The sequence below is a fragment of the Pseudomonas sp. MF6394 genome, assembly GCF_002018845.1.
GTDB classification, from domain to species: domain Bacteria; phylum Pseudomonadota; class Gammaproteobacteria; order Pseudomonadales; family Pseudomonadaceae; genus Aquipseudomonas; species Aquipseudomonas lactis.
This window is the reverse complement of sequence record NZ_MVOJ01000010.1, coordinates 171698-186239: the sequence shown is the minus strand read 5'-3', so window position 1 is coordinate 186239 and position 14542 is coordinate 171698. Positions and strand designations below refer to the sequence as shown.

The window sequence follows — 14542 nt, the reverse complement described above, 5'->3', positions numbered from 1 at the left end:
CCACTGCCCAGCAGCGCTCCCGCCCCCAGGCCCAGCAAGACCAGCACCAGGATCATCACGATTTCGTCCTGTAACTTGATATTTTCCATGGCGGTAGGCTGCAACCCCATTGAATCAACGAACGTGACCGGGTTGTTAAACGCCATGAGATAAGGATTGAGCTGCGCGCCTCCCCCTGCGGGGTCGGGGTTTATCCAGCGCTGCAACCATGGAGCGTAGTAGCGCAAACCGTAGTAATACAAACCGCTGCCATCACGCTCCTTGCCGGAGTATCGGCGGGTCTTGTAGCTGCCCTCCACCGCATTGCGCGATGCCCACCACGCCGTCCCCCCATACGGAAAATAACTCTCCTGGCTCAGTAACTCAGCCTGTTCGCCCACCTCCAACCCATGACTCGACTGCTGATCCTTCAGGCAAAAGCGCAGGGTCTCATCGGCTGCCGCCTTATCGAGTCCCACCTCCCATTGCAAGACCTCCACCGTGCAACATGCCACTTCAAGACGCACTACATTGAGCTTACGCAACGGCCGATGGCGCAGTTCCAGGCCTGGCAGGTAATACACACGAGCCGTTTGCAGACTCCCAGCAACCTTCTGGCGAGTCAGCTTGAGCGCACGCTGGCCGTCGCTCGCATACACATAAGCCTCCTCATCCGAGTCCTCTTTCTCGCGCTGAATTGTCGTGACCCTGGACAACTGATTACGCACATTCCACGCCATCGGCAAACCACGCCCAAGCTGTTTCTGGTTGCCATTGGCATCAAAACCCTGCGCCAATTCGCCAACCGGATGCTCGCTCGACAACGCGCGATTACTGCCCGTTGCGACTTGCATGTGGCGGGTGTAGCCGACACCACTGGAGGGCACGTGGCGCAGCCGAGTCAGGTTGCCTCCCTCGTCATAGGCATAGTACTGGGCGTAGGTGCGCCATAGACCGGTATCGGTTGAACCGAACGAAATACGCGAGGGGAGCGCCGGCCCGATGGCGGCGGCGACACTTTCCCGGCCCGCCGCCTGGGTCAATTGGTACAGCGAGTCATATTCGTAGTGATATGAAGCCTCCACTTGCGTGTTGTGGCTCCATTTCGTCGGTTGCGCCTGATCCTGCAGGTTTGAAATATTTCCCACCGGATCATAGTCGTAGCTCAAATCCTGTAACGGCGCTGCCCGCTCATTTTTGCGATGGGCCACCAGTCGGCGCATACGGCCATCCTCGGCCCGATAGGTGGCCAGGCTGCTCACGCCATTGCCCAACAGGGCCTCCTCCACCTGACCGGCGGCATTGTAGACGTAGCGCTCTATCACGGTCTTGCGCGCGCCACTTTTCAAGGTCAGATGAATATGTTTCACCTCTCCGTCCAGACCATAGGCAAAGTGCCGAACATTACCCTTGGCGTCGACCTGTTCCAAGGTGCCGCCAAGGACGTCAAACGCCCAGCGTGTAGCGTAATGCGCGCTTTCCAACTGCGGGTTCTGATCGGCCTGGGCAAGCGGCCAGTCAACATCGCCAGGCGCCTCGCGAAACCGCCGCGTTTGCCCAAGCACTTGCCCAGTGATCCCATACTGCTCGCACACCTGCGTGCCCGCCGGGTCGGCATGGTGTACCAAACGGCCGCTGCGGTTAAGTGCGCGGTGCTCGGGTGTTGGCGTGGCATACACCAGGCGTTCGACACATCGGGGGCGCGCTTGGTCGCCGGCTTGTTCGAACACCGCCACCGGACGCTGCAAAGCATCGTAGTCGTGGCGCTGATAAGCACCCCGCCCGTCCCAGGCATGCAACAGTTGCCCGGAGGGCGCCGACAGCATCAGCCGCATGCCTGCATCCACATCGTTGCGGCGGATCAGCGTACCGGACAGGCTGTACACCGACACCTGATTCGCCTCGGTCAATGGTTCGCGGGATTTAAGGGTATGCAGGCGAGGGTCCCACTGCTCAAGCATCAGGCCGCTGGCCCCATAGACTTGACGCCTGATACGGGCCGTCGGAGCAGCCTGAGGGGTAGCGCGCAGATAAGCGACACTACGGACCGCCAACCCACGGGGGTCAAATGCCACAAGCGAGGGTGTGTTTCGATGAAGTGAAGTAGACATGATCACATGACCTGAGTTGCACAATGGTCAGAAAGCCTAGGAGTCATGTCTTGCAGCGAGGTGGTATCGCTGTACGGGCACCTCAACCGGCGGGCGCCAACACTGCCTGTATATACCTATACCTGGCCCCATTAACCTGCGTGATAGCGTTTTTCATTGCCCGCCGGCCCATCGGCGGGCGTGAAGGAACGTATGAATATGCAAACCGACAACAGCCCGTTGCTCGCTCAACTGATTGATCACTCACGCCCGCCCGCTCCCGGTCGGGACGATTTCAAGACCGCCCTGCGGCGCCTCAACATCCACTCGATATTGGACATCGTACGTTTGTCCGAAGAGGCCTTTACCGAGCAACTGAAAAAGTACAACGATGACGATGCCCACACGGTGTATCTCAAGGCCCAGAACGCTGCCACGCAACTGGAAACCTTATTTCGCGAACAGCAAGTCTCGCCGCCCGCTTCTGCACCGCGCAATAAACGCAGTATCCCCCCCAAGACCAGCGCAATCTACCAGGCCTTGTTCCAGGAAAAGTGGGACCAGTTCTGCTCCAGTTCGTCTATTGCAGCGGTCGATTCGCCGATTGCCTACCTGCGGGCGCTCTATTTATTCGCCCTGCAGCTGGAAGAAAACACCAAGGACACCCGCGCACTCAAGCTGTCGCAGCGACGCCCGGAACTCAAAGACCTGGTACTCAACCAACATAGCGTTTCGGGCCAGGTTCCCATGTTGTCGATCGTCAACCAGATCCTGCTCAAAAATATCGCGCAGGCCAAAGAAGAAGATACCTATAAGGTGCTGAGTGAAACCTGGTACCCGTTTTCTCTGCCCTATCACTTCCACCATCAGCAATGCCAACAGGGCTTGTCGGGCGACAAGCCGGCGCTGGGTGAGTTGAACTATCGCATCAGTCGCCAGTTGCCGCTGGCGGAAGAAACCAGCAGTTACGGGCAGGTCGGCGAACAGAACAACGAGGTCCAATGTCAGTTATCGGGGTTGAGCCCTCAACAACAGACGCTGCTGAAAAGTAGCTGGGTAGCCGAAGCGGGCGCGAAAGCGTTCTATCACAACTATTACAACTGGAAGACTGATCTGATCGGACCGGCAAAACTCACTGACTTTCTGAGCCACACACAACTGGATGCCGACCAGCTTCAGGCACTGCTTGCACTACAGACTCAGTCACCACGCCAATCGCCTAACTGCAAGCAAGAAACCAGCCTCACCTACGGTGCGTGCTACATCAACGGCACGACCACACCCGCTATCAGCCTGGACAACGCCAAGCTGACCAACATCAGCCTTGAGCGCTTCGACAGGCTGCAACGCATGATTCGTCTACAGCGCTGGCTCGGCCTGCCTTTCGCGCAATTGGACACCCTGATAGTCAGCGCCATGCGCTGCGAAGGCAATCGCAACAACACGCTGCTGATCACCCATAACACCCTCCGGGCGCTGGGGGTCTTTTGCTATTTGAGCAAACGCTACACATTGCAAGCCGAAGAGTTCGCTGCCTGGCTTCATCAATTACCCGTTCATGCCTCAGGAGACCGCGTGTCATTGTTCGACCAGGTATTTAATCGCACCGGGTCCGCCCTGCCGCCCCTGTATCTGGACAGTGCCAGGTTCGACGATACCACCCGGCAACAGCTCTGCGCTGGGTTGGGCCTGCAAGACACCCAGGATTCGCTTCAACTACTGATCAACCCCAACAAGCCTGCAACCCGTACGATCGAGACAGTCAGCGAGATCTATCGGCAAGCGAGAATCGCTCGCCTGTTTGGGGTATCGGTCGTGGAATGCCGACAACTGGTGCAAATGCTCGGGAATGCGAACCTTCTCATGCAGTTGCGCCACCCAACGTTACGCAACAAACCGAAGGGCATGACTGACTTTCTCGATGTGCTCATGCACCTGGAATGGGCCAGCCGTTGGTTTAAAGAAAACGGCAGCAGCCTGGCGTTGCTCAGATGCCAGCTATTGCTGGATCGCCAGGTCCAGGACCCGGTCATCAATCTGCTATTGAAGGAGTTCGCCCTCTATGACCAAGCGTCCCTTTCCAAAGCGTTGCAACCGCTTGATCTTCCTCAGCAACCCCTTGACGAAAAAGATCGTTTACCCGCCGTTGACTGGGAAGTCTTGGCCTGTACGGCGCTGCAACAGATGCGTCCCAGTAACAACATCGAGACAGCGCTCGATCACGTGCTCTCTTCCGTTCAAATCAGCACGGCGCCTGCCCGTACGACACAGTTAATCAACCAAGCAAAGTCCAAGCTCCACACATTGCTGAGCACGGTGCGTGATGAGTTGTGGTCTTTATATCTACGCCTTAAAGCAATCATCCAAGCCGTCCCACAAGCCCCAAGCGATGCCAACGGCTATCAGAAATACGACAATGACCAGCATTTCCTGCGTTTATATGCCCCCGCTGCTGCACCGCTGCAAACCCTCAGTTATCTGATACTGCTGTTACCTCACGCCGCCGATATTCTGCAACTTCCCCTCAGCTCACAAGCACTTCACCAGTTCCTGGTCAATCCGCACTGGCTCGCGCGCAAGTACAAGATGCCCTCGCTGCTTGAACTGACCCCGTACAACCTCTACCTCATGCAGCAGTTCAAACACTGCATCCACCACTGCGGCCTGACGGAAGAGCAGCTTCTGAACTACTTCGAACACGCCAATGCCCTGCCCAACAGCACTGCGCAAAACACCAGCGAAGACACGAACGAGCATCTCGCTCAACTTTTAGGTTGGAGTGCCAGTGAAATCGATGTGTTCAGCAACCAACTCAAACCTCCACGCATTACCTCAATGAACCGCCTGGACTGGGTGCTGCGCTGCCGCCGAGCCAGCATCGACACAGGCCTGCCTGCCCACATGCTGATCAAAGCCAGCGAACTGAAAGCCGATTCTGCGTTTGCTGACTGGAAGAGCGTCGGTGAGGCGATCACCAGTGCGTATCCATAACCCCTTCACACACTACTCACATTCGACCTGTTCAAGGATTGATCATGTCTGACTCGCTTAATCAACAGCTCAATGAAAGCCTGCGCGACGCCATGCTCGCGTACTACCTGACCTACAAGGTACCTACCGACTTAAAGGAAAAGATCACCCTTGCCGACGACCTTTACGAATACTGGCTGCTCGACGTACAAGTCAGCCAAGCCGTACCGACCAGTCCGGTAGCCTGTGCCATCTCCAGCCTGCAGCAGTACATCACGCGCATCCAGCTCGGCCTGGAACCTGGCTATGAAAACCAGGGCATGACCGCACCACAAGACAAATTATGGCGCGAACAGTTACACACCTACGCACTCTGGAACGCCAACCAGCAGTTGCACTATCACCCCGCCAACTACTTGGACCCGACATTACGGCGTGACAAAACCGACAGCTTTGAGCAGTTGGAAAACGACCTGAGCCAGTATCGAATTCAAGCGGATACCGTCACCACGGCGGTTCAGAATTACCTGGCCAGGTTCGAGGAAACCGCCAACATACGCACGATCAACGGTTATATAGACGCCGACGTGGGCAACCTGTATAGCGGCATCTATTACTTCGTCGGTAAATCGAGCTCGGCAAACACCTATTACTGGCGCTCCCTCGACCTGTCCAAGCGCGCAGGCTCGGTACTTTTCCAGGACGCCTGGTCAGACTGGGAGAACATCAACTTGTCGGTGTCTGACGCCACCGCCGAGCAAAGTATCCGGCCGGTGTATTTCAATAACCGACTATTTATCATCTGGGCCGAATGCATCAAACCCGCCCCCACCAGTTCCGTCCCACCGGCGCAAACAAATTCAGAGGAAAAAAAACAGCTGGCCGAATGGATCAACAGCCGCTACGTCAAGTTTCGCCTCAATTTTTCTTATAAAAAGCACGATGGCAGTTGGAGCGCACCCAAAGCGTGTATTGAGGAGCACTGTGCCACCGAAGACGTCAACGCATTGACCTCTGTCTTCCTGAAAACCATTACACAGACAGTGGCTATCGTCGACAGTAACGGCCCCCCTGTACTATTTTTAAGTGTCCTGGCCACCAGCCGTAAAGACCCCAAACAGCAGGAGAATTTTATTGGCAAATTTTTCCAGGCTGTCCACATCGATCAGTCCTTCAATATCACCACCATCGCCAATGGCGGCAGCCCCGAGCGCTACAGCGTGCTGCCCGGCTCACAGGTGGAGGAGGAGATAAACCGGCTCCTGGAACACTTTGATCCGTCGCAGAAGAAAAAAGTGCAGGCTGTGGTTCAAGGCGAAGATCAAAGTGTGAGTGGATACTACAGCGAATTGCTGCCTGACACCGCTCGGCAATACCTCACGTTCTTTGCTCATAAAAACCAAGACAACTTGCAGTTCAAGGTAATGTCTCCAAAAAAACACTCGATTTCCCCCACAGAGGAAACAATTACCGAAAACAACGACTATTGGAACTTTGAAAAAAATCGAGAAAAAATAAAAAGCCCTGGAGCCAGTGACGTCTCGTTTGATTCAAACACCAATGAACTCGTATTTACGTCCACCCTCAATGGCAATTTCCGGCAATCGTACAGTGTCACACTAACAAAAGCAGCGCCTAAAAATATCCGCATCGTACTGATAGTAGATGACGCATTGGATGATCCGACAGCCACTCAGCTTAAACTGACCAGCGGTTCTCAAATTACCGGTCCAACTGACACGTTAAAAACTGATTTTTACGCTCTTTATTTTAAAAACACGGCCACGCATGATGAGTTCCCCAACGCTGTCCATACCGCGAGCGGGTTACTCATCGTCGCTCAGCCCAAAGACAAAGACACAGACACTATCTCGCTAGAAGATCATTACATCGATAAGAATGCGTTCATCAGCTTATATACAAGTACAGAAAACTCCATCCAGGTCGCCATTGACCGCTACAGTAAATACACAGACGCAGACGCAGATAAAAAGACGTCACTGCACTCACAAAATACGTTGACTATCAAAAGGCCCAACGTGAGCACCTCTCAATTGCGTGCCTACAAGCACATTATTATGAGAGCCAACTTTAAAGACTATCCATTCACCGAAAAAATCAATGCCAACTCACATAAAATCACCAACTATCAGGACGCTGTCCACGAAAGCCTCACCGGATCAACTCCCGAATTACCCACTGGGCATCGGGTCACGGCGCGTATTCCAGTGACCACGAAGGAAATAACGTCGGGCATCACCTTGATACACGGGGTGATGACGCTTGAGCCTACCAAAGAAGGCGACTCGGCAATTCTCGGGTATGCCCTGAAAGCGACCACCTTGAAGTTGGCCGATTCCACTTCTGGCGCACCGCTCACTCAACAACTGGCGCCGATGATCAAGAGGCTGACATCGGAAACACTCGGCACCGCCGAATTTATTGATTTCCCGACGAACACCTCTATCCCGCCTGCCGACATCCCCCTGCGCATTCGCATGAATACCTGTTTTGCCGGCAAGCTGGTCAAGGAGGCCAATGTCAGCCTTGAGCATTTGTTTTCGTTAACGCCCAAAACGTGGCAAGAACCTCCACTCACGCCAAGTGGTGCGGCAGACGACATTGACTTTAACGGGGCTCACGGCAAGTACTTCTGGGAGCTGTTCCTGTACGTGCCCTGGCTGGTTGCCCACCGCCTGAATCAGGAGCAGCAGTATGTCGAAGCCCAAGCCTGGCTCAAATACATCTTCGACCCAAGGCGGTTGGCCGATAAGACCAGCGAACGCCCTGCATTCTGGGGGTTCAACGAGCTCGTTCGTACAGGTCCGCTCGAAAGTTGCGTCAGCCACGACCCACACAAACTGGCGATTCGCTCACCGGTGCATTTTCGCAAAGCAATCTACCTGTTTTATCTCGATATACTGCTTAATCGTGGCGATGCCGCCTATCGGCAGCTCACCCCCGACAGCCTGACCCAAGCCAAACTCTGGTACACGCGAGCCAATCACTTTCTGGGGCCACGCCCCCGCGTCACCACCACTGAACCGTGGGATGAGATCACCCTCGAAAGTTTGGCGTCGAAGCGCTCTAAAGCTCTGGAAAAACTGGAGCAGGAAAACCCACCCATCAATGTCACCCCTGCGACCGAAGGCGCCGCACTGGCTTCGCTCACGGACACCGATAATCTGTGCCTACCCTTCAATACCGAGTTGGTAACGCGCTGGGACAAGCTCGAAAGTCGCCTGCATAACCTACGGTACAGTCTCGACATCACCGGCAACCCCTTGCGCCTGTCGCTGTACGCAACTCCACTTTCACCGCTCAAACTGTTGGCCAGCCGCAACAGCGGAGCCTTCGGCGCAGGCGGCGCTGCGCCGTTCATTGACGCGCAAGTCGGCCATTATCGCTTCCAGATCATGCTGGGCCACGCACTCACGGCAACCGAGGCGGTGATTCAATTCGGCAACACGATGCTGAGCCTGATTGAGCGCAAGGAACAGACTGAATACCTGGAGTTGCAGCAACAACAAGCCTGGGACTTGGCCAATATCGTCGTAACCCAGCAACACCAGGCATTGTTGCTCGACGAGAAAAACCGCCAGGCACTCGGCGCCAGTCGGAGCATGATCGAATCGCGGATGCGCCACTACGAACACCTGCTCACCGAAGGCATCAGCCCCGCAGAAGCGCATGCAGGCCAACTCTACTTGATCAGTAGCGGATTCGAGACCGCAGGTTCCGCCGCCGCTGCAGGGGCCGGCATCGCAATGATAGCGCCGAACATCTTCGGTACAAGTACCGGCGGGTCGCGCTGGGAAGGCCCGTTCTATGCAGCCCAGGCCTTGGCCCAAGGCGTCGCGACGGCGTTGCGCGGCACTGCCGCAGACCTGGACCGCTCCCAGCAATTCAACCGTCGGGAGCAAGAATGGGCGCATGCCCAGGATCAGGCCCGACTCGAACTGGCCCAGGTCGATGCCCAGTTACAAGCCTATGCCGAGCAGGAAAAAGCCACGCGCCTGCAATTACGCCTGGCCGAGACTTCCCTGGCCCAGGCCTGGTCGAACTACCAATTGCTGGCCAAGCGTTTTACCAGGGCCCAACTGTATGACTGGCTCAATGCACAACTGAGCAAGTTCTACTACCAGGTTTATGACCTGAGCCTTTCCCTGTGCCGCACCGCACAAGCGTGCTGGCAGTACGAAGTCGCAGACTATGCGAGCACGTTTATCCAGCCCGGAGCCTGGAACAACAACTACCGCGGTTACCTGGCGGGTGAGGCCCTGAAGCTGTCGCTGTTGAAGATGAATGCGGCCTATTTGAACCATAACGTCCGGGACCTGGAGATCGTCAAGACCATCTCCCTGCGTCATCGCATGATCGATTGCAAAGTCACCACGCCCACAACAGGCACAACCGGCACTCAATCATCGAGTACGCAAAACAAATGGGCCGGGCATAAACGACAACTGGTCGATACCGGCACGCTGTGCTTCATGTTGTCCGAGGCGCTGTTTGAAGAGGATTACCCCAACCACATCCTGCGGCGAATAAAAAGCATCAGCGTGTCGTTGCCCGCGACGCTAGGCCCCTATGAGGACATTAAGGCGATACTGACCCAGACCCACAACGAAATCGTATTGCCCGCAGGCGGGCGGCGCCGCGACATGCGTGCCCATCAGCAAATCGCACTGTCCACCGGACTGGATGACAACGGCCTGTTCACCCTCAACTTCGAGAGCAACGATCGCTACTTGCCTTTCGAATACACCGGGGCCATCTCCAACTGGACCTTGGCGTTCCCCAATCACACCCTGCAAAAAGCCGTACTCGAATCGATCAACGATATCGTCATCCACCTGCGTTACACCGCTAGGGTGCCGACGGTCAGCGGGGGCAAGGCATGAACGACGATACGCTCAACCTCCAGGTCAATACCCCGGCCCTGCCAAAAGGCGGCGGTGCCATTCAAGGCACGGGTAAGGGCTGGAGCGATATCGGCTCCAGTGGTACGGCAAACTTTGAGATTCCCTTGCCGATCTCTCCCGCGCGCGGCTACGCACCCGCCATGTCGCTGACCTACCGAAGCGGCGCCGGTAACGGCCCCTTCGGATTGGGTTGGGAGGTTGCCCTGCCGGCCGTCAGCCGGCGTACCTCCCATGGCGTGCCCGCCTACACGGAGCACGACGTACTGGTGGGCCCCGACGCGCAAATATGGCTACCCGAGCGCGACGCTGAAGGGGCGATCGTCAGCCGTTCCACGACCTCTTTCAATGGTTTGCCACTGACCATCGCCTACACGGCCACCCGGTATTTCCCCAGGGTCCAGAGCCACTTCGACCGTATCGAACACTGGCAAACGGCAACCGACACGGCGGGTTTCTGGTTGATACAGAGTGCCGATGGCAGCCAGCACTTTTACGGAAAAACCTCGCTGGCCCGGATTGCCGATCCGGACCAGACGCACCATGTGGCGCAGTGGTTGCTGCAGGAAAGCCTGAATGCCCACGGCGAGCACATTTATTATCACTACACAAAAGAAACCGACAACGCGCGCTATCCCAGGGATTGTCGTGCCCGGCATTACCTGGAAAGTGTCTGCTATGGCAACTTCACCGCCAGGGAGCAAGAGCAGCTGTATCTGTGGCAGACCGAGGATAAACCGGACGTAGGCTGGCACTTCCAATTGCTCTTTGATTATGGCGAACGCTCCCTTGATCTGGAACAGCGGCCCACGTATCAGAAAACTCAGCAATGGCCTGTGCGACCCGATCCCTGCTCGGATTTTGCCTTTGGCTTCGAGTTACGCACCCTGCGCCGCTGCAGCCAGATTCTGATGTTTCACCACTTCCCTAAAGAAACAAAAATGGGCCTCGACCCCGTGCTGTCCAAGCGCCTGCTACTGCAATACCACACATCCAGCCATGTCAGCCTGTTAAGCGGGGTGCATGAGCAAGCCTTCGACAGCGCGGGCAATAGGGTGAGCCGCCCGCCGCTGGAGTGCCTTTATCAGTCGAGCCAACTCAACGTCGACCCGAGCCGCTACCAGGCATTTGGTGCATTTCCCAAGCTGCATGACGGCGCTCGTTATCAACTGGTGGATCTGTATGGCGAAGGCTTGCCCGGTGTGTTGTATCGCGCAGATAAAAGTTGGTATTACCGCGAACCGCAGCGGCCGCAAAACCCGCAAACTCGCGACCAGGTGAGCTACGGCGAGGCCGTGGAATTAACGCGGGTGCCGGTCGCCGACAGCACTCGCCCCTTCCATCAGGCGCTGGCCGATGTGGAAGGCGATGGGCGCTTGGACTGGCTGGTGGCCGGGCACGGGATGAATGGTTTTTTCAGCCTGGACGAACACCGCAACTGGTCAGCCTATACACCGTTCGATGCATTCCCCTCGGAGTTCTTCCACCCCCAGGGCATGCTTGCTGACTTGATGGGGGCAGGTCGTCATGACTTTACGATGATCGGCCCGCGCAGCGTGCGCCTGTATGAAAATCGCCGAGCATCCGGCTTCGCTCCCGCCATCGAGGTACCGCACACGCCCGACGATGGCCTGCCGATCATTTCCGCCTCGCCCAACGAACTGGTGGTGTTCAGCGATGTACTCGCCACAGGCCAACAGCATCTGGTGCGTATCCGGCATAACGAAGTGAAATGTTGGCCGAACCTGGGTCGCGGCCGTTTTGCCCAGGGGTTTGTATTGGCCACATTGCCGTTGCGTTATCAAACGTTCAACGCGGCGCATGTGCTGCTCGTCGACCTCAATGGCGGCGGCGCCGCAGACTTGCTGTATTTGAGCACCACTCATCTGAGTATTTTCCTCAACAAAGGCGGCAACGGCTTCGAGACAAAGGCGATCAACGTGCCGTGGCCAGAAGGCGTGCAGTATGACGACCACTGCCAGGTCAGCATTATCGACGTGCTCGGCCTGGGCTGTCCGAGCCTGATCCTGACCGCCGCCCACCAAACCCCCATCCATTGGCGCTACGACTTTTACAGCCAGAAGCCCTGGCTGCTCATACGCACCGACAACAACATGGGCGCTCAGGCTTCGATCAAATATCGCAGCAGTGCCCAGGAGTGGCTGGACGAAAAACGCGAGCTGCATGCCAAGGGCCAGCCTGCGATCAGCCAGTTACCCTTTGCGCTGCTGCTGGTCAGCCAACAAGCCCAACGAGACGAGATTACCGGCAACCAGTTGACCCAGCGCGTGAGCTATCGCCAGGCTTATTACGACCGCGTGGACCGTGAGTTTCGTGGCTTTGGGCTGTTGCTGCAAACCGACACCGACAGCCGCAAGGACGCCCCCCTCACGCAGGGTTCCAGCGCACCCTTGCTCAGCAAAACCTGGTTTCATACCGGGCGATCCCTTGACATGCCCAGCCTCGACCAGAGCACTCATGACCCGCACGCCAAGGCTCTCGGCCGCACGCTGGTCAGCCGCTACAGGGGGACGGTTCAGGCAGAGCCGCTGGAGCATCATGACGACTTGATCAGCGACCCCGCACCGGCGCTGGCACGCGAGGTGGCCCGTGCACTCAGTGGCAGGGTGCTGCGGGTCGAACTGATGGCGGCGGACCCGGCACAAGGCGCCGTGCCCTACTCAGTCCAACACCAGCGGTATCTGGTCCGCGAACTCGCGCCGGCCAGTGCCCATACCCCTTACGCCCGGTTGCTGCCATTAGCCCTGGAGTCGATCAGCTATCAGTATGAAGGCGTGAAAGACGATCCCCTCTGCCAGCACCAGATCAACCTGCGCTGGGATGCCTATGGTTACCTGGTGCATGGCGTGTCCCTGCATTATGCCCGCCGTAGCACCGCCACCAGCCCGCCGCCCGCCGTGCTGGTGGATGAGCACCAGCAGCGCTGGTGGCGCGATACCCATGACAACGCGCAACAGTTCTATTACCTGAGCGAAACGCTGGCGCAGCCTATTCATCTGGACGACGCACAGCAGTGGCGCCTGGGCTTGCCCTACCGCCAACGAGACAACGCCCTGGTGCTTGGCAAGGCACCGGCGCCTGGCGGGCTGGACCCTGCGCGTATCACCTATGAGGTGTTCATCGACCCCCAAGACGGGCCACTGGCCGCTGGGGCCAGGCGCACACTGAGCGGCTTGTCGGTGCAGCACTACCGGCAGGCCGGTGGCCTGGGTAAAACCCTGGCACCAGGCGTCGCCACTGCCCAGGCATTGACTGACTACCTGGAAACCGCCGAGCTGGATGACCAGGCCCTGAGTGCCTACAACGACATCCCGGCCATGCCCAACCAACCCAAGGTGGACCTGGTGCAAAAGCTCACCGACAGCGGCTATCACAGCATGGAGCTGTTTTTTCTCTTCGACGGCGAGGCGCCGCTCAAGGAAAACCGCCTGTGGTCGATTCGCCGGCATTTTCCCCGCTATGGCAAGGCCACCCAGTTTTATCGGATAAGGGCGCTGCGGGCCACCGAGGCCCATGGCGAAACAACGCTCAACTATGACCCCTATACGTTGCAAACCGTGCGCGTAAAAATGCCCGACGGTTGTGTGACCACGGCCGAATACGACTATCAAGTGATGCTGCCGATAAAAATCGTCGACCCCAATGGCACTGTTCAAGAAGCGCTTTATGACGGTTTTGGGCAGTTGCTCGCCAGCACGTTTTACGGCAGTGAACAAGGCCTCAGAGTGGGTTTCGCTGCCCTTGAAAGCTACCGCACGCTCAACCATGTGACGCCCGAATTAGCCATCGAACAGGCGCAAAGCGTGTTGCAAGACATGGCCAGCGCGCACTGCTACGCCCCGTTCAGTTGGATGGGCAGCATCGACTTGGCCCTGGTCAAGCCTGAGTGGGTCACCAAGAACTATCTGCTCCCCAGCGGGCATATCCGCATGAGCGCGCGGGCGCGGCTGAGTGGTGGTCGCCAGCCCCTCGGCGACAGCGAAAAACAACTCAAGGCGTTGATCGATAAGGCCAGCCGCGTGCCGGTACACGGGCTCATGTCGCAAGCCGACCGCTACCCCGGCGATGCCGACCAACAGGTTCGCATGACCCTGACCTGCTGGGACGGCTTCGGCCGCTCGTTACAGACTAAGCAAAAGACCGAACCAGGCAAGGCCTATGCAGTGGACGACAAGGGCAACCTGCTGGTCGACGAGGTGGCAGATGCATCCGGCTCCTTGAGCAACCAGCTGCGCGAAGTGGATGCCGATCCCCGCTGGCGCGTCAGCGAGCGTGTCGAATACAACAACAAGGGCTTGGTCATACGTGCCTATCGCCCCTATTTCGCCAATAGCCACACCTACGTCAATGATCACTCCATGCGTGAGCTGGGTCACAGCGACCGGCAATTGTATGACCCCCTCGGACGCCCGACGCAGACGTTCACTGCGGGGGGATTCATGCGGCGTACCACCTATTGGGCCTGGTACACCGTCAATGAGGACGAAAACGACACCCATGAAGAGCTGAACGCAAGCCAAACTACTGACTGAAGAACCATGGGCCGCGGCGCCGGCCCAT

4 protein-coding genes are annotated in these 14542 nt (G+C 57.3%); 3 read left to right on the top strand and 1 reads right to left on the bottom strand.

What is annotated here, in order from left to right; genetic code table 11:
• Window positions 1-1940: RHS repeat domain-containing protein (locus tag MF6394_RS13190; RefSeq protein ID WP_078466818.1), on the bottom strand; the 1940-nt coding region annotated here is incomplete at its 3' end.
• Window positions 1941-2282: 342 nt separating this feature from the next.
• Between MF6394_RS13190 and MF6394_RS13185 the strand changes: the two genes are divergently transcribed.
• Genes MF6394_RS13185 through MF6394_RS13175 form a run of 3 tightly spaced genes read left to right on the top strand, consistent with a single transcriptional unit; the run spans window position 2283 to window position 14514 of the window.
• Window positions 2283-5060 carry a Tc toxin subunit A gene (locus MF6394_RS13185; protein WP_078466817.1) on the top strand — a complete coding sequence of 926 codons (2778 nt, stop codon included), beginning with the start codon at window positions 2283-2285 and terminating at the stop codon, window positions 5058-5060.
• A gap of 44 nt (window positions 5061-5104) precedes the next feature.
• Window positions 5105-9943 carry a neuraminidase-like domain-containing protein gene (locus tag MF6394_RS13180; RefSeq protein ID WP_078466816.1) on the top strand — a complete coding sequence of 1613 codons (4839 nt, stop codon included), beginning with the start codon at window positions 5105-5107 and terminating at the stop codon, window positions 9941-9943.
• Window positions 9940-14514: a SpvB/TcaC N-terminal domain-containing protein gene (locus MF6394_RS13175; RefSeq protein ID WP_078466815.1), complete on the top strand. Its 4575-nt coding sequence runs from the start codon at window positions 9940-9942 to the stop codon at window positions 14512-14514. The genes MF6394_RS13180 and MF6394_RS13175 overlap by 4 nt, the downstream gene beginning before the upstream one ends.
• Window positions 14515-14542: the final 28 nt, after the last annotated feature.